The 16864-nt window shown below is 53.3% G+C and carries 16 protein-coding genes; 6 read left to right on the top strand and 10 right to left on the bottom strand.

The features are described 5' to 3' along the window. Window positions 1-73: 73 nt before the first annotated feature. The 4 genes from AABA21_RS22115 to AABA21_RS22100 form a co-directional block, all read right to left on the bottom strand. Complete coding sequence (locus AABA21_RS22115; protein ID WP_338253725.1) at window positions 74-415, bottom strand: hypothetical protein; 342 nt, start codon at window positions 413-415, stop codon at window positions 74-76. A 286-nt stretch (window positions 416-701) separates the two neighbouring features. After that, window positions 702-1937: a sigma-70 family RNA polymerase sigma factor gene (locus AABA21_RS22110; RefSeq protein WP_338253724.1), complete on the bottom strand. Its 1236-nt coding sequence runs from the start codon at window positions 1935-1937 to the stop codon at window positions 702-704. A 349-nt stretch (window positions 1938-2286) separates the two neighbouring features. Then, window positions 2287-3129, bottom strand: a complete 843-nt coding sequence (locus AABA21_RS22105) for a DedA family protein (protein WP_338258463.1) — start codon at window positions 3127-3129, stop codon at window positions 2287-2289. A 7-nt stretch (window positions 3130-3136) separates the two neighbouring features. Then, window positions 3137-3562, bottom strand: a complete 426-nt coding sequence (locus AABA21_RS22100; protein ID WP_338253722.1) for a hypothetical protein — start codon at window positions 3560-3562, stop codon at window positions 3137-3139. A 294-nt stretch (window positions 3563-3856) separates the two neighbouring features. On the opposite strand from AABA21_RS22100, the gene dut reads away from it, so the two are divergent. Together dut and AABA21_RS22090 are read left to right on the top strand one after the other, a co-directional pair. Continuing rightward, entirely contained in the window at window positions 3857-4306 is a 450-nt protein-coding gene (gene dut / locus AABA21_RS22095; RefSeq protein ID WP_338253721.1) for a dUTP diphosphatase, read from the top strand. Window positions 4307-4310: 4 nt separating this feature from the next. Further along, entirely contained in the window at window positions 4311-4664 is a 354-nt protein-coding gene (locus AABA21_RS22090; RefSeq protein ID WP_338253720.1) for a DnaJ domain-containing protein, read from the top strand. 196 nt (window positions 4665-4860) lie between these two features. Here the strand turns inward: AABA21_RS22090 and AABA21_RS22085 are convergent, their stop codons facing one another. From AABA21_RS22085 to AABA21_RS22075, 3 genes are all read right to left on the bottom strand, one after another. Further along, the gene (locus AABA21_RS22085) at window positions 4861-6396 is read right to left on the bottom strand and encodes an ArnT family glycosyltransferase (protein ID WP_338253719.1); all 1536 of its coding nucleotides are present in this window, start codon (window positions 6394-6396) and stop codon (window positions 4861-4863) included. 277 nt (window positions 6397-6673) lie between these two features. Next, window positions 6674-8623, bottom strand: a complete 1950-nt coding sequence (locus AABA21_RS22080) for an AAA family ATPase (protein ID WP_338253718.1) — start codon at window positions 8621-8623, stop codon at window positions 6674-6676. Window positions 8624-8747: 124 nt separating this feature from the next. Further along, complete coding sequence (locus tag AABA21_RS22075; RefSeq protein WP_338253716.1) at window positions 8748-9437, bottom strand: hypothetical protein; 690 nt, start codon at window positions 9435-9437, stop codon at window positions 8748-8750. Between the two features lie 367 nt (window positions 9438-9804). Here AABA21_RS22075 and AABA21_RS22070 point away from each other — a divergent pair, with 367 nt between their 5' ends. Both AABA21_RS22070 and AABA21_RS22065 read left to right on the top strand, forming a co-directional pair. Next, window positions 9805-10998 carry a hypothetical protein gene (locus tag AABA21_RS22070; protein ID WP_338253715.1) on the top strand — a complete coding sequence of 398 codons (1194 nt, stop codon included), beginning with the start codon at window positions 9805-9807 and terminating at the stop codon, window positions 10996-10998. Beyond that, window positions 10979-11608 carry an RsmD family RNA methyltransferase gene (locus AABA21_RS22065; RefSeq protein ID WP_338253714.1) on the top strand — a complete coding sequence of 210 codons (630 nt, stop codon included), beginning with the start codon at window positions 10979-10981 and terminating at the stop codon, window positions 11606-11608. The genes AABA21_RS22070 and AABA21_RS22065 overlap by 20 nt, the downstream gene beginning before the upstream one ends. Here the strand turns inward: AABA21_RS22065 and AABA21_RS22060 are convergent. Next, complete coding sequence (locus AABA21_RS22060; protein WP_338253713.1) at window positions 11596-12795, bottom strand: sensor histidine kinase; 1200 nt, start codon at window positions 12793-12795, stop codon at window positions 11596-11598. The genes AABA21_RS22065 and AABA21_RS22060 overlap by 13 nt on opposite strands. 525 nt (window positions 12796-13320) lie before the next feature. Here AABA21_RS22060 and AABA21_RS22055 point away from each other — a divergent pair. Beyond that, on the top strand, window positions 13321-13806 hold the full coding sequence (locus AABA21_RS22055; protein ID WP_338253712.1) for a helix-turn-helix domain-containing protein: 486 nt from the start codon (window positions 13321-13323) through the stop codon (window positions 13804-13806). 21 nt (window positions 13807-13827) lie between these two features. Here the strand turns inward: AABA21_RS22055 and AABA21_RS22050 are convergent, their stop codons facing one another. Next, window positions 13828-14145 (bottom strand): type II toxin-antitoxin system Phd/YefM family antitoxin, encoded by a 318-nt coding sequence (locus AABA21_RS22050; protein WP_338253710.1) that lies wholly within the window; start codon window positions 14143-14145, stop codon window positions 13828-13830. Window positions 14146-14709: 564 nt separating this feature from the next. Between AABA21_RS22050 and AABA21_RS22045 the strand changes: the two genes are divergently transcribed. Next, a complete protein-coding gene (locus AABA21_RS22045) occupies window positions 14710-15024 on the top strand; it encodes a hypothetical protein (protein WP_338253709.1) in 315 nt (104 codons plus the stop codon). A 129-nt stretch (window positions 15025-15153) separates the two neighbouring features. Here AABA21_RS22045 and AABA21_RS22040 read toward each other — a convergent pair whose 3' ends face one another. Further along, complete coding sequence (locus AABA21_RS22040) at window positions 15154-16815, bottom strand: peptide ABC transporter substrate-binding protein (protein WP_338253708.1); 1662 nt, start codon at window positions 16813-16815, stop codon at window positions 15154-15156. Window positions 16816-16864: the final 49 nt, after the last annotated feature.

Here is a 16864-nt window from a genome sequence, read left to right as displayed (position 1 = left end):
ATTTTTGAGGAGTTGGAGCGATACCATGGGTGCAATTCGCACCCATGGTATCGCTCCAACTCCTCAAAAATTGTTATGGGAGTTCTGTTACGACGATGGCGATCTCCATGATCAGGAGGATGCTGCCGATGATCAGGCTCAGGGTTGCTAGCATCCTTCCACTTTGCCACAGTGGTTTACGGGCTCGATAGCGGCCCACAATGCCTAAAATCAAGGCTGGCAACGGACAGGCCAGAAACAGGTACACCGAGAGGTGCGCAAAGCCAAGTGGTAGCAATCCTAGAACGGATGATAGATAGGTATCCAGCGAAAGGCAGATGCCCGAGATCAAGCACAGGGTAATACCTAGATAGGCTGTCCAATGGATGCGCGAGATTTTATTCTTACTCTCCTCGGGACATGTTTTACCATCCATACCAGTATTCTTTCCCCTTTTCACAGATTGGCATATTGAAGGATAGCTTTATGGCCACTACCACACTTAGCATAACCGCCAATTTCCAAAATGAAAATAGACTAAAGGACTGTATTCAGGACATTTAGTCTGGTAGGAGGCCGCTATGATAAATGTCTCTATATATAGACGCGAGGAAGAAAAAAAATTCCCGGCACAAAATGAAGTCCTCCAGGAGGAGGCGTCTCGCTGAAACGCGCCCTCCCGGAGGACTTCATGTGTTTATTCTGTTATGCTGCCGCGCAGATTAGCCGCGTAACCGTTCGAGCACCGGTGGCTGACGCAGCTTGGCCAATGCCCCCGCCTCGATCTGGCGCACGCGTTCGCGTGTAATGCCCAGCTCACGTCCGACCTGTTCCAGTGGATGTGCCTGGCCATTGCCCAGGCCAAAGCGCAGTTGCAGGACCAGTTGTTCGCGTGGTGTGAGCACCGACTCAAGGACGCGTTGCACTTCATCCTTCAATGTCTGCGTAGTGGCTAGCTCTTCAGGTGAGGCTGACTCGGTATCCGCCAGCACATCTCCCAGTTCCTGCTCTTCATCTTCGCCAACAGGCAGTTCGAGGGAGACCGGTGCGCCGGGGGCCGACTGCAATTCAACCATGCGAATCGGGTCCAGGCCGGTAGCCTCGGCCAGCTCCATTTCCGTTGGTTCGCGACCAAGTTCCTGTAGGAGCCTCTGGCGTTCGCGGCGAATTCTATTGAGGGCCGTATTGACATATACCGGGAGGCGAATGGTGCGCCCCTTATCGGCCACGGCACGACTGATAGCCTGGCGAATCCACCAGGTCGCATGGGTCGAGAAGCGATGCCCTCGCCGCCAATCGTAACGCTGCACGGCGCGAATAAGCCCGATGTTGCCTTCCTGAATCAGGTCTAGTAGCGTTAAACCACGACCAACGTAACGCTTGGCGATACTTACGACCAGGCGCAGATTGGCCAGGATAAATTGCTTCATCGCGTCGCGATCGCCAGCCTCAATTCTCTTGGCTAATTCAATTTCGCGTTCGTGTGTAATCATAGGAACGCGGCCAATCTCACGCAAGTAGGTCATTACTGCGTCAGATTCGCCTGCGTCAGCGTTATTTACCTGGTTTTCTTCTTGATCTTCAGAACGGCGACGGCGGGGAGCGGTTCGGCGAGCGGCGGGCTCGTCATTGGTGTGAATGGAAGGCATATGGAGCAGAGAATCATGCTCAAGCTCGGCGGTATGTGGCTCCTCATGGATGTCGGAATCGGACATATCCTCTTCTAAGTCCAGTGGACCAGTCTCGATATCGAGCGCACCGGTATCAATGCCACCCATATTGTCTTCCAACTCGTGGTCGTCTTTCTCTACCGTAGTCTCTGGGTCATCATCTGATGTATAATCAAGATCTTTCGAGAGAAGCTGTTCCACAATATTGAACGGCTTGTCAAGATCTGTGGTATGTGATTTATTTAAGGTAAGCGTTGTTCCCGTCATGGCACGCTTGGTGTCTATCATTGTGCGCCCTCCATGAAAAGTAGTATATCCTAAGCAGCAAGATATCTGTTCGTCGTCAGTCTGGTCCTACACTCAGGGAATTTACGCCCTTCGTCGGACCATTCTGTCCGAGCCGAGTGGGAGGAAAATCAATGACATGCAATCAGTCTCTACTAGTAGAAACATCGCCGGTTTGGAAAATATTCCCGGACTCATTGACAAAATGATGTTTGCCCGATGTTGGCTTGAAAGCGTTGCAATGTTGCCAGCTTTGTCAATCGGGTTGTCAAACAAAAATGACAGTTTTGTTGTCAATCAGTTCAAGGAACTACGTCCTTACCTCAATTATAACGCAAGTCATCCTTTCATTCTAGTCCCTACGGCGTGGATTTGACGTAGTTTCCTTGGGAAAACTGTAACCCGTGTGTAATCCATCTGTACTTTTATACGTTTGAACCCGCCTTAAAGTGGCAAGAAATGGAGTTGTTTTCGGATTTTTTTCTTTGCCTGACTGTTTATAATGAAATTTTGAGTCCTGCACCTTCTTCTGGGAAGTCGTTGGCTCTCCTGTTTCTTCTTCCGTAGCTTGCGCTTGCCCCGGTTTCATTTTTCTCAGGGTGCGTATGAGTAAGACGATCAGGTAGATGGCAATGAGTAATAATAGTGTCAGGATTGAAATAATAGTGAGTAAATTACCGACCGCCTCCCAACTGGCGCCAAAGGCAAAGCCGAGTACCAGAGGAGGAAAGATGCCGAGAGCCTCGCCCGTGGAGTCGGCCAGGAGAAACTTGCGATAGGGATAGCCCTCCGTGCCGGCCAGAATATTGATGGTCCCTCCCAATGCTGGCACCAGGCAGCGGCTCAAGAAGACCGCCCAGCCGCCACGATGCTGAAAATATTCCTGCGAGCGGTTAATCACTTTTGGTGAGATAAAACGATAGCGTTTTTGCCGCAGTAGCCGGGCAATGACGCGCGTGCCCACTTTCTGGCCAATATAATAGCCGATGCTATCACCACAGACCGAGGCGCTTAACGCGGTAATAAATAGTGCGAAAATATTAAAATCTCCCAATGCGGCAAAGGCGCCGGTTGCCAGCAGCAAAAGCCCGATGGGTAGGGGTGCTCCAATGGAGGCTATGCATACGCAAATCCATAGCACTGGATAGCCATACAGCTGCAACCAGGTAATCATAAGGGGCAGTAGCGTATTCATCAAATGATTATGCTCTCCCCTCTTGCGCCGTTGGCGTCGGCGTCGGATCTGGTTTAAAGGGATGTGTTTTGCGATACTCCAGGATCTCCGCCTGGAGCTTATGGATAATGACATCAGCAGACTGCTTGCGCTGGAGAGCAATGGTTTGTAACGTGCTATGGCGCGTGAGCGTATCGTCTTTCAGTTTTAACGTTGAGTATAGCAGGCTATCTGGCACGCGATAGACATGGGCTATATAGGGAATTGTCATCCACTGCCGAATGAGATGCACATCCCCCTGATGTGCCATCACCTGGTGTTGATGCACATTCTGCACCGCGTCGATCGTCGCATGTGTCGCTATGATAGTCGCCCCAATCGATAAAATCAGAAAGAAGCTAATAATAAGAAAGCGCCGTTGCATTGACGGCTTTGGCGCTGTATGTGTTTGCATATTCATATTACGAATAAATCGACCACAAAGGTTAAATCTTCGAGAACATTTTTCCGCGTCAACGCGGGAGGTGCAGGAGGGCGGCCAGCCCTCCTGCCGGGGCGTGGGGTGTCCCCACCCTCTCCTTTCTCCTCGCGCGCCGCCGCAGGAGGCGCGAAAAAAGAGAAAAAGAATTTTTGTGGGGACACCCCACGCCCCGACAGGGGGCCCCCTGCACCCCTTAAGTTCGATAGCAATGGGGATGTTTCCCAATTACTATTGACGGGACATCTTCTATTCTCTAGAATAACGTATATGGATGACTGTGCACAACCTCTAGAGGTTAATATTAAACGCGTTGATACAGAATTGCCGTTGCCTACGTACGCGACGGCGGGATCGGTCGGCTTTGATCTGCTCAGCCGGGAAACAACTGAGGTCGCGCCACGTTCGCTGGCGCTGATCCCCAGTAACCTGATTGTGCAGACCCCGCCCGGATATATGTTGTTGCTCACCATGCGCAGCAGTACCGCGCGCCGTAAAGGCTTATTGATGCCCAATGGCGTCGGGGTGATCGATCAGGATTATTGTGGCGACGGCGACGAATTGCTGGTATCGGTCTACAACTTTCGAGATGAGCCGGTTACCGTACTGCGTGGTGAGCGGATCGCGCAGGGAATCTTTATTCCGATTGGACGCTTTGCATGGAACGAAGTGGAACAGGTTGGGAGTGCTCGGGGAGGCTTCGGAAGTACAGGGGACTAGATTTATGGCTCTACCAGACTATTATGCCATTCTTGAAGTGCCTTCTACGGCGCGGTTCGAAGATATCAAACAGTCATATCGGCGCCTGGCACGTCTGTATCATCCTGATATCAATCGTACCGCTGAAGATCGGCACATCAAACAGATCAATGAAGCGTACGCTGTCCTGAGCGATCCCACCCGGCGCGTAGCTTATGATATCCAACGCCTGGAAGCTATGAAGCGAGAGGTGTTGCTCAACTTTATTCTGCAGCAGCGCGAACAGGCCCGGTACAGGCAACAGCAGCCGCGTATGACCTGGAAAGAAGGAGCCATCGGCTTTGTGCGCGAACTGAAAAAAGGGATGAAAAACGATTAAGCGGGACACGACCTCAGGCCGCGTCCCGCTTAATCTCTACCAGTGTCTTATCTTTTGTTTTCTTCCTGGCGAGCTTGCAGGAATGAGAGTACGAGTGAGCCGACCAGTACTCCGACCAGTACGATCTCCATCGTACTAAATGTCTTTTTCTTCTTCTCCATTTTTTTCTTCTTCCTTCTCACTTAAAAAAATTACTTTATTGTATTTTAACCCAGAGGGAGCTATTCTTGCCATAGCTGTGGATCTCGCGGAAGCGGGTGGGTATCCAGTCTCGGAAGGGCTTCAGCTTGCTGTTGGTCAGGCGTCCCGTATAGAACAGGATGGCGTGCACTCTGGGTTGGGAGGCCAGCTGGATGAGTTGAGAGCTGGTCAGATAATCGGTGTTGATGCGTACGCTGGATGTATCGACCAGTTCCGGTGGGGTGTTGCGTCCGGCCAGGGCGGCAACAAACTGTCCATCAGTAATCACCAGTTGATCGGGTGCGATGGCCTGCTGCAGGTCGTGGGCGGTACGCAGCGATCCCTGGGTGCCCCCCGAGGCGGCCTGCGCCTGCCAGTTGCGATAATTGACCTGGATGCCGCGTGCCCCAACGCCAAGGGTGATCAGTACGAGCAGCAGACTCCCTGCGGTAAGGAGTGCCGGGAGTTGACGCCACCGCTGGCTGTTCAGGGGCAGGGGACCCAGCCCCATGCAGGTTAAAGCGACCAGCGCGGGTATCACGATCACAAAGTGATGGTCAAACAGCGGCTCTTGCTGCCAGAGCAGGATGGCGCAGGCCAGTGCCCAGCCCAGCAGCGGCACGACGCGCCAGTCCCTTCTCACGAGGGCGACGATACTGCCGTAGAGGGCGGCAATACCCAGTGGTGCGATAAAGAAGCGTACCACGCGGCCGGTATTGCTGATATGGCCGGTGACCTTGCTTGCCGCGGTATGGAAGCTAATCACCCCCGACCAGAAATCTCCCAGATGACCCAGGTAAGGCAGCATGATCAACAGCATCGCGATAATCATGACGGCGACGCCGACAAGCAGTGAGCGGCTGTCCCGCCAGCGGTCGCTCGCCGTCTGCTGCCGGATGCGCCAGAGATGGGCCACAGCCAGCAGAAGGATCGGTACCAGCGTGGCCAGCGCGAAGAGCTTACTAAATATGCTTAACGTTAGTGTAAGCGTACAGAGGCCCGCGTAGACGTCTCCACGTCGTCCAGAGGGATTATGCCACCAGAGATAAGCAAAGGCCACTGCCAGGATCGAGAAGGCCACCTGGGGACCTTCTGCCTGAATGGTTTGTGATGCTGAAAGGTAGAGTGGCGCCAGCAACAGGAGTAACAGGGCAACAATGGAGCCGAGCCAGCCGCGCAGCGTATAGCCCAGCAGAAATATTCCAACCAGGCCCAGCAACGATATCAGCGCGATCCCCAGTCGTGCCGCCCACAGCGTCTGGCCAAATAGCAGGTAGGTCGGGAAGATCGACAGGATAAACATTGGCGGCTGCGAATAGAACGTTGGATGGTAGAGCGCCGAGCCAGCAGCCAGCGAGCGCAGGGTCTGCCAGTATACTCCCTCATCATATGAGTCCCGGTCAAAGGGCACGCCCAGGGTATACAGGCGCATCAACAGTCCAATGATCAAAAGCGCCAGCAGGGCGCCAACGATCAAAAGAACCCCTTTCCTGGTCATGGACGTGGAAGGATGTTCATCTGTACTGGTCGCATTCGAGAGAACTGTATTCATGACGGTGTACATATCTCCTCTATGATGGGGAAAATACCAATAATCTCTGACAACAGTAGCAAATAACCCGCATTATTTCAAGTAGCCACGACTTTAAGTTATTTGGGGGTGTCAGACACACTTTTTACAGGGGAGCGTGAGCGCCCCCGCACGCGCGGCCGCCCTGGTATTATGTGTTGGGGCAACAGCGGTGCATTCGCACCGCTGTTGCCCCAACACATAATAGATAAAAATGAGGCACCCCGATTGGAGTGCCTCGTGGGAACTATGGTTGATGTTATAGATCTAGATTATCTGTATAGCTCTGCGGGGGCAGGTGCACCCCATCTACGTTGAGGTTCAGGTTCATGTTGTTGAAGGGGGGACTGGCGATCGATTCGCCAGCATGCCCATGACCGTTGCTATGGCTACCATTGCCATTGCTGTGACCGTTGCCGTTGCCGTTACCGTTCCAGCCGGAACCGGCCTCCAGCAAGGGAGTCAGTTCCTTGAAGATGCCTTTGGACGCCTGGCGCGCATCGGCGTTGTCGATCAGCTCTTTGATCTCCTCCGCTACCAACTCATCCTTCTCGATGAGCGCCTCAGAGACAGCGATGAGCGCCTCGCTATGTTCGATAAACAGCTGCTTGACCGCGTTCAGTTGGGATTGCAGCAGCGCCTCTACCCGATCCGCGAAGTGGGGTATAGCCGCCGCTCCTCCGACTCCTCCCTCTCCAAAGGCCAGGTATGACGCGATGGTATTGTCCATGCCAAAGACACCAATGTAGCGCGCTGCCAGGCCTGTGGCACTCGCAAAATCTCCGGCAACACCATTGAGCTTTGTATTCAGGAATAATTCTTCCGCCGCGCGTGAAGCCAGGGAAACCTGAATACGAGCCAGAATATCTTCGCGATTCTGGGTAATGACGGTCTCTTTCGGTCGTGGATGGGCGAAGGCTGCCGCGCCCTCCACGTCACCGCGCATATGGATAGTGACATAGGCGGGGAAGAAGCGGTCCATCAGGTAGTAGCTGGCTACGGTATGGCCAGCCTCGTGATAGGCCAGGCGGCGACGCTCGATCTCTGTGAGCTCGCTGATCTGGCGCAGACCGTATTCATGCACATCCTGGGCCTCGGTGAGATCCTTGTAGGTCACCTTTGTGCGTCCGGCGAAGTGGGCGATGATCACGGCCTCGTTGACGACGTGCTTGATGGCGACAGGTGTATACTCAACCAGGCGAGCCGAAAGGGCTGTGATAGAAATGTTGTCCTCATGATCAACTTTGTTGAGATAGTATTCAATGACCTCGGGTCGATATTTATCGGTTGGGGGCGCGACGTTGATCTGGCGATCAAAGCGGCCGGGACGCAACAGGGCGCGGTCCAGTGAATCCGGAATGTTGGTGGCGCCGATGGTCAGCACGGGCTGGTGCTGCGCGCGACCGTGGTAGAGGCCCAGCGTACGCAGGATCTTTTTGAACCAGCCGGTCTCGATATTGGGCGGGTCCATCTCCATCAGCAGCTGGTTCAGGCCGCCGGTGCCGCCACCCATCATGCCACCCATCATGCCCATCATGCCCATGCCGCCGCCGTTATTGCCGCGTGAGCCGCCGATGGCATCGACCTCATCCATGAAAATGACACAGCCGCCGTACTCGCGGGCCAGGCGACGAGCCTTACGATAGAGGTTGCTGATCATCAGGACATCGATACCCATGAACATGGCGCGGAAGCTAGCGGCGCTGGCATAGGCGAAGGGGACGCCCGCCTCGGTACTCATACATTGCGCCAGGTAGCTTTTACCGGTTCCGGGAGGTCCCGAAAGAAGAAGACCGCGAACGGGATTGCCGCCCATCTCCTGGAACTCTTTGACGCCGCGCAGCAGGGCGACGATGCGACGGGCCGCCTCCAGCACCTCTGGATTACCTTTGTAGTCGTCAAAGGTAACGCCGGTCTCTCCAGGCATCACCCAGTAGAGGCGCGGACGCGCCAGGAACCAGAAGAGGGCCACAAACTGAATCAGGATATAACAGATGGCGAATGTGATCTGGATGATTCCGCTTAAGGCCGTGCCACCGTCCAGTCCGGCGATGGTGACGCCCGAGGTAAAGAACCAGATGGCGAAAATGGTCAGGGCGATCCACCACCAGGCTCGGCGGATAAAGCGTCCAAACTGATCCAGACCCAGATCAATGGACTTATCGAGGTCACTACGTGGCCGCTTGGTTCTGGTTGTATTTGTTGACACTTTTTCTATCCCTTCAGCATACTGCATGCCAGGCATGAGCAGGATGTCGTATTGGTGAGGTACCGGTCGTTCGCGCTACGGGAATACGGTATCGAGATGCCGTTCACTTACAATGAGGAAGTTATCAGGCTGATCGTCCTGATACATAGTCGATCGTGTAAATGTGGCCTGTTGGTGAGGTTGTAAAATGCCAGAGTGTAATGGTAGTAGCGGCACTGGTGCTGCTTGAACTGGTACTGGTTGAGGTCATATCTACCTCAATGAAGAGATCCAGCATGCCATCGGGACCTTTGCTTGCGCCATTAACGCTGATCGCTGTCCACTTCACCTGGGCGTATTTCTCACTGAACTGGAGCAGATACATCGAACTGTCTGGTTGCCTGCTCATCGACTTCTGGATATTGAGCATCGTATTCAAATCACCCGAGCGTAGGGCCAGCAGCCAATCCTGGACATCGGAGCTTACCGGTGAACTGGCCTGCCCCGATTGTTGTTGTGTGTTGGTCGATGTGTTAGGGCTGAACGGTATTTGTCCAGCTAAGAGATAATTGGTGGCGAAAACGCTGCCTACAATGAGCAAGATGGCCAGCAGTGCCGCAAGCTTATGCGAGCGTATCCAGCGAATCGTATAGTAGAGCAGCTTGAAGATGGGGCGCAGAGTCGCTTTGATCGCCCGAGCCAGCGGTGCCTGCCCCATTCTTTTACGCGCCGGTGTGAGCATGATGTTAGGCGATTCCGCTGGTGTGGTCTGTTCATCCGGCGTGGGTGGGGGCATAACCCGGGTAGGAGGCGGTTGAGTCGGTGCTGGTATCATAGATAGCGTATCTCAACTTTCTGGCACAGAAGCAGACTATCGGTTACGAACTTATACAACACGTATTATCGTTATGGAACAGTGTATGCTGGTTGCGCTAGATGGCTGTTGATAACTAACCCCCACAATATGGGTTCATTGTAGTACCATACATTATATCTTAGCATTAATCAAGACATTTCACTGCGCTTATGTGTGCTGCTTATGATATCTATCTTTGCCCGGCTTGCATGAGTAAACAAAGCGAAGAAATGTGATGATATAGGATGTGTCGGCTGAACGTTTTTGATATAATATATGTACACTGTTTATAATCGACCATCAGTCCCTGGAATTGCAGGTAGAGCAGCATTGTAGGAGAAAGTAGGTGAGCGCGTCCATGGACGGCAATAGTAAAAAACAGGAAGAGTCGGGGCCATATATCTGGCTACGCTATGCGTCCCAATATACGAAGGATGGCCGTACCCATACCGTTGAGATGAGTGTGCCAGTGCCCCTTGGCGCCAGCGCGGAGGAGCGGGAACAGCTCTTTAATGAGGCCGAAGAAGGCATGCAGCAGCTGACGACCCATATGGATCAACGGTCGCCACAGGGGGCGCGTGCCCAGGTGACGCGTTCTACCCCTCAACCACAGGCCCAGACCAAACCTGCGCCTGCTCAACCCGCTGCCAATCCACGCACAAATACTCCAGGCAACCGGTCAGCCGCTATATCCGCGCCTCAGACGACTACACAGACGAACCCGGCGGAACCACCGTCAGCTGGACGCAATGGAGAGCGCACTCGCACGGGTAATCTGACCGTATCGGGCGGCGAACCGGGAAGCAATATGCCGTTGCCCCAGTTTATCCAATATATCAAAGAGAATATGGACCTGACGCCCAAGCAGGCAATGGAAATGCTCAATGTGCGCTCGTTGACCACCGGCATCAATCTACGTGACGCGCTGGAGCAGTTAAAGGAGATGGTTGGTCAGAGCGGCCCGGCTCCCAGCTCTCTATCGAAGCGACGTGATAGCGATAGCGCCAGCCTCCCTGATTACGGGCACGAGGAAGCCAATCCCATTCGCCCGCAGCCTTCGGGTCAGCTCCCGCGCATCGGGCGTGGGGATCATGATTCTTCGATCATCGAGATGCGTGTGCCCCGTTCGGGGACCGGCTTTGTGGAAGAGATCGGACCCGAAGACCTGGACGATGGGAACGGCTCCGGTGATGACCTGGAGGAACTGGACGATTTTCCGGTCTCGCCCGATGAGTTTAGCGCACTGGAGCTTGAGCGTGCTCGCACCAAAGTCAGCTCTTTGCGCGAATCACAGGGCGCAACCACTGCCAGCCCTCAGCGTCTGCAGGTGTTAAGCAATGTGGTCCTCTCGCAGATCTCTGATGACCAATTGCGCGAATTGATCGAGGGCGTCTGGAATATTACAGCGAACAAGAAGCTCAAGGTTGACCAGGTAGAAGCGTTGATCTCCTGGGCGAAGTTGGAAGATGATTTTATTGAGCAGGTGGAAGCTGTTCTGGTAGTGCTAGAGGAGGAACGCTATGCGCGTGGTAACCGGTGAGGCGAAGGGTAAAAAACTGAAGTCTCCCAAAACAATTGGCACCCGGCCGATTATGGACCGGGTGAAGACTGCCCTGTTTGATATCCTTGCCGATGAGGTTACAGACGCCCGCTTTCTGGATCTTTTCGCGGGTACTGGCGGCGTTGGCATCGAGGCATTGAGCCGTGGGGCCGCGCGTGCTACCTTTATCGAAATGAATCCAAAGATCGTCCGGCTGGTGCGCGAAAATTTGCAGATCACTGGCCTGACCGCGCATGCCGAGACATTGCAGGGGGACTCATTTAAATTTTTGCAGGCCCACCAGGCGCAACCGTTGCCACCAGTCCATGGAAACGAGCGGCGCGCTTACTTTCCGGCCCCCGCCCAGGGGCAACCGCGCGTCTACGATATCATCTATATTGCTCCTCCTCAATATGAAGAGATGGCGGCCCGTGCTTTGGGACTGGTTGATAGCTCGAAGCTGTGGGAGGACAATACCGTCGTGATCGTGCAGATCCATCCAAAGGAGCGTCCCGGCGTGGCGGCGGTTGAGTGCCATAATTTTGTGCTCACCGATGAGCGCCGCTACGGCAGCACGCTCTTAATGTTCTACCGCCATCAAAACGCCTGAGCCTGATCCGTTGGCAACTGATTATTACCGGTTGGTGTGACAGTTGCCTGCGGCAGGGTAAAGCGGAAACAGCAGCCTCTCCCCTGCAGGCCCGAGCTTTCCACCCAGATATAGCCGTGCATGCGTTCGACCAGTTGCTTACAGATGTAGAGTCCCAGCCCTGTGCCGCGCACGGTTCCCGCTATATCGCGAGGCAGGCGCGCGAACTGATCAAAGATATGCGCCTGCTCGCGAAAGGGAATGCCCGGCCCCCGATCTTTGATGCTGATGCAAATGGTATGCTCCTCGGCTGGATCGAGCTCGGCGCGGATAATGATGGGCGAGCCAGGCGGTGTATACTTAAAGGCATTGGAGAGCAATTGGTGCAGGATGTGACGCAGATACAGCGTGTTGGACTGCACGTACAGGTTGGATGACACCTGGATATGGATGCGGTATTGTTCACGTTGCACAATATCGAGATTGGTGCATGTATCCAGGATAACCTGGGCTACATTGCATGGCTCGCCTTGATAAACCGGCTGTGTGTTATCTATATCCAATGTATCCAGGATGTTATTGACGATCGAACGCAGCTGCTCACAATACCGTAAAGCATCACGCAGGTACATACCGTGGTCTTTATAGTCTAAATGCCCCTGCTGCTCAAGAAGCATTTCCAGCAATTCAAAGTAGCTATAGGTCGCGGTCAATGGTGTGCGCAGTTCATGATTGACATTGATCAGAAACTGCGTCTTAATCTGCTCAAACTGACGCACCTGCTCAGCGGCCATCTGCCGTTGTTGTTTATTCTCTTCGGCCAGCACCCTCAATGGTTCAGTGATTTTGTCCGCCTGCCGATTCTTGAATATGATGACCACTACGGCCACCACAGCCATCACCGGTATATTGATAAGAAGGGATGCAGGGACCACGGGCAGGTGAAGCGTGCTTCTCTGCGAGAGAAGATAATAGCTACATACTCCCACCATAAAACTTCCGCCATAGATGAAGGCGCCTCGCTTCCCGAAGGTCCAGGCCCAGATAAGCATCGGAACCACCAGGATACGGCTATCATAGAAATTCGTAAATGTTAGTGCGTAAATGAGTACACAGATGGGGGTACTGAACAGGCAGGCACATAGCCGCACATAGAGTGGCATGTTTACTATCGACATCAACCATGGCGAGCGTTGATTCCCATACATATCTTTCCCCCTTTGCTACCCAATGCAAATACATTTATATTCATTGTTTGAACTTTGTTATATCAAGTACTAGCCATTTGTAAGCATAGCATATCTCTATATCATTGTACAGGCATATTCCTGTATAAAAAGTATTAAATTCCTATATTGCGGGATTCAGGTTATGAGTCGTCCCGAACTTTTGAAAAAGTTCCCAAAACCGGGGGTGGCAGGGCCCCTTACAGGTATAGGTTTTTTCAGGGGCTGTGCCCCTGGACCCCCATGCCGCCCTGCGGGCGGCTGGGGAAGAGGAGGCGTTGGGGGCACAGCCCCCAACGCCTCCAGTCAAGGGGCTAGCCGCCCCTTGCATCCCCGCTTGCTTAGAAAAAACTTACACTTGAAAGGGCTGGCTGCCCTCCTGCACCTCCCGCTTTGGGAGCGCGGAGCCCGTTTTGCGGATTTTTCAAAAATCTGGGATGACTCATACCATTGTGGGCTATAATACAGGGGAAAAGATTGTCAAAAGTCTAAAGGAGGGTTGGTACAATGGTTGGTAAGCCAGGGAGCGGACGTTTTGCATTTGTTGACGCGGGCGAGACCGCGCGTCGCCTGGGTATAGATCGGGTAACACTGGACCTATGGGTAAAAGAGGGACGCATAAAGACCCATCGGGGTGTGGGGCGCGATGTCTTTTTCCGCGCGGGCGATGTGGAGGCGCTGTACAATGAGCTACATCCAACGGCCGAGATGGCTGAAGCAGTGGCTGAGGATGAGCAGGAGACCGCCGAGGATGCAGCCCCGGCCCGGCCCGCGCGCAAAAAGCAAGATCCACAGATGCGTGTCTATCTGCGCCTGCAGGCCGATGCCAAGTGGTATGACATTTCAGAGGACGATATTCGTTTCTGGTTTCAGCAGTTGGCGCCCGATGGCTATGAACGCAACAAGCGCAACGCGGAACATTCCATCAAGAAGCTACAATTTATGGTCGGTTTGATCGAAGATGCGCAGCGGCGCGAGGCCGATCAGGCATGATGGGCATAGTCTCCATGCTCATCATTTTGATTCCAGGTTCTCATCTTCCCAGCCAAGCTCACGCCTGAGCTGTTCCAGCGAGACCAGGGGATCCCCCTTTATGCCACGCTGGGACAGGCGAAACGATGCCATAAATTTTTCATCATGCAGAATCTGCAGCGTCTGATTGAGGGAGGCAATCGTTTCGCGTAGCTGCATATAGCTCTTCATAGAACAAATAGCCATTACATCTTCGTCGTCTTGCGTGATAATAATTGGTTCTTCAATCTCCTGAAAGAGCTGCGGCAAATCTGCCAGCTGCTTTTGGGCCTCGGATAACGACAAATGGCGTTCGGACATGATACTCCCTTCGTGTAAGTTGTCCTGCATTGGTACATACATGCTCTGCTCTGCTTCACTGTATTGGATGATCAACTGTTTAACGATAGGATGATCCACCATTATCAAATAGTGGAATTATTCCGCCTTATCTATGGTAAGACGCATTCTCGTATAGATTGTAACGTTAGGGATGCCTGTTTTTTTTGTCCCCTGACATACCTGTAGGAAAAGACAGGTAGCAAGCAGGTAGTTTCTCCGGTCTGAAAGACTGGCGGAAATAGCGGTGTCGCCGTCGCGCCGTGTGGGTATACTACGACTGTGCAGAGGAACCATCGGGATGGTCCCCAGTGAGAAATAGCGTGCTGACTGTGGAACCCGGCTACGTTATGATCATTCGGTTTAGCTACTGGTGATGTGCTATTTGTCTGCGGGCGAGGCGTGACAGGTTAGCATCGAGCAGAAAAGTAGTGACCGGGGATGCTATCGGATATAGTATCAATGGAGCCAGACCGATGGATGACTCAGTCACACTAAAATTAGAGAGCAAGGAAATCATTTCCTGGAAAGGAGGAGTGCGCAACAATGGGACAATGGACATATAAAGTCGTATACGTCGATTATCGAGGGCGTATCTCTTGCGAGGGCGTGGAGACGTTGATTGGGAATAACGAGCGCCGCAGCGCTTTTGTACGGCGTTACTTCGATAGCATCGGTCGCGATGGCTGGGAACTATCCAGCAATCAACCCCTGACTGCTAACTCCGCGTATTATGTGTTTAAGCGTCCGGCCCAGGACGGCGATTATGCCGATCAGCCTGCCGCCGCACAGGAGACCCCGACAACACCTCCACCCACGACTTCTACCGAGGGTGCCGGTCCTACCATCGAAAGCGTCTAGCACGCATTTCAAGGTAGATGCACCCAAAGACACAGCTCGCATGGCTACCGCCTGACGGCAACCATACGAGCTGTGTCTTTATTTGTCTTATAATCTTTCGTAGGCGCTGGGCTTGCCTCAGCGTGGCATTTAATGCTGCAATATATAGACATCCGACCAATCGCCAAAGTAGAGGCCGTTGCCGCTCATGGTCAATCCATGAATCCAGCTGGGGATAATGGCGGCCAGGGCCTGATGGTCAATTGGAAGCCAGCCTACATCGCTGATGGCGATCTGTTCCGCCTGATTATAGAGCTTGATGCGCTCGTTTTGATCGCTGGTCTGCTCCGCCTTTTTCACGGTTTGATCAAACTGCGCATTGCTCCACTGACCATTGTTATTGGAGGCGTTGCTGGTCAAATTGAGGGTCAGCCAGTCATAAGGATCTGGAAAGTCGGCACCCCACTGGGTGAAGCCAAACTGCACCTCGTGTTTAGAGGTGCGATCATTATAAGCGCTCAGCTCTACCGGGTCGAGCTTTACCTGAATGCCGAGCGCGTTCTGCCACATGCTCTGCAGCGCGGCGGCCTCGTTGGCCGATACCTGTGAGCTGGGATATGAAAAGGTGATCTTCGGCATCTTTTTGAGATCGGGATAGGCCGATTGGAGCAGCGACTTCGCTTTATTGGCGTCATATGCCAGGCCCGCGTAGCCGGGCTGGTAGCCAGGCATACCTGGAGGAATGATAGTTGGAGCGACCGTGACCGCGTCTTTCAAGACGTCTTTCACCAGCGCCTGTTTATCGGTGGCGTAGGCAAAGGCCTGGCGCACAGCCGCCTTGTTAAAGGGCTCTTTTGTGTTATCGAAGAAGAGCAGATCGCTTTGCAGCAGCGGCTTGCGTACAAAGCCGGGCTTATCTTTGACTGTCACCTGCTGTTCCGCTGGAATGTTCCACATAAAGTCATACTGACCGGCCAGGTAGGTCTGCAGGGCCGTGGCGGGATTGACGACAAATAGAAGATTGACCTGGGTTAGTTTGGGTTTGTTGCCATAGTAGTGGGAATTGGGGACCAGCACCATTTTTTTGCTATGCTGCCAATCCTTTACCATGAAGGGACCCGTACCCAATCCATTGCCAGCCGCATGTTGGGTCCACTGCTTGCCGTACTGTTCAATCACCTTCTGGTTGAGGGGGAAGAAGAGCGAATTGCTTAGCTCACTCAAGAAGTATGGTGTGGGATGGGTTAGAGTTACCTGCAGGGTATGATCATCGACGGCTTTAACACCGGACAGGGTTTTAGTCTTATTGTTAGCCAGAGCATCGGCACCCTGGATCGGAGCCATAAAGAACGAAGCGATCGGGGAAGCGGTCTCCTGCAGCAGGGCCCTGGTCCAGGTATACACATAGGTCTGTGCCGTCACCGGCGTTCCATCAGAGAACGCGACATCGGGCTTGATCTTAAAGGTATAAACCTTCTGATCGCTGGAGATCTGCCACGTGGCCTGGTCTGGCACTGTCTTCAGACTTTGATCGTTTTTGACCAGTCCACTATAAATCATGTTGACGGCCTGGGCCGAATTACCATCCGGTCCCTGAGCTGGGTCTAACACTGCCAGGTCGTTAATGCCGACATCAGGGAAATTCAGTACCTGCTGTTGCGCCATGCTCGACTTTTGTGAGCTGGACGGAGCTGTGGAGGTATTGCCACCACCACAGGCGGCCAGCACTACCAGTAGCAGGCTAAAAAATATGAATGGCAGAGTTGCTCGTGGCGCACCCTTAAACCTGGCATGCGGAGGGCAATTGACCATACTATGAACTCTCTTTCTGACTGCATGAGACGCATCTATCTCCACAAAA

This window comes from Dictyobacter halimunensis (assembly GCF_036245075.1).
This window is presented reverse-complemented; position numbering and strand designations above follow the sequence as displayed.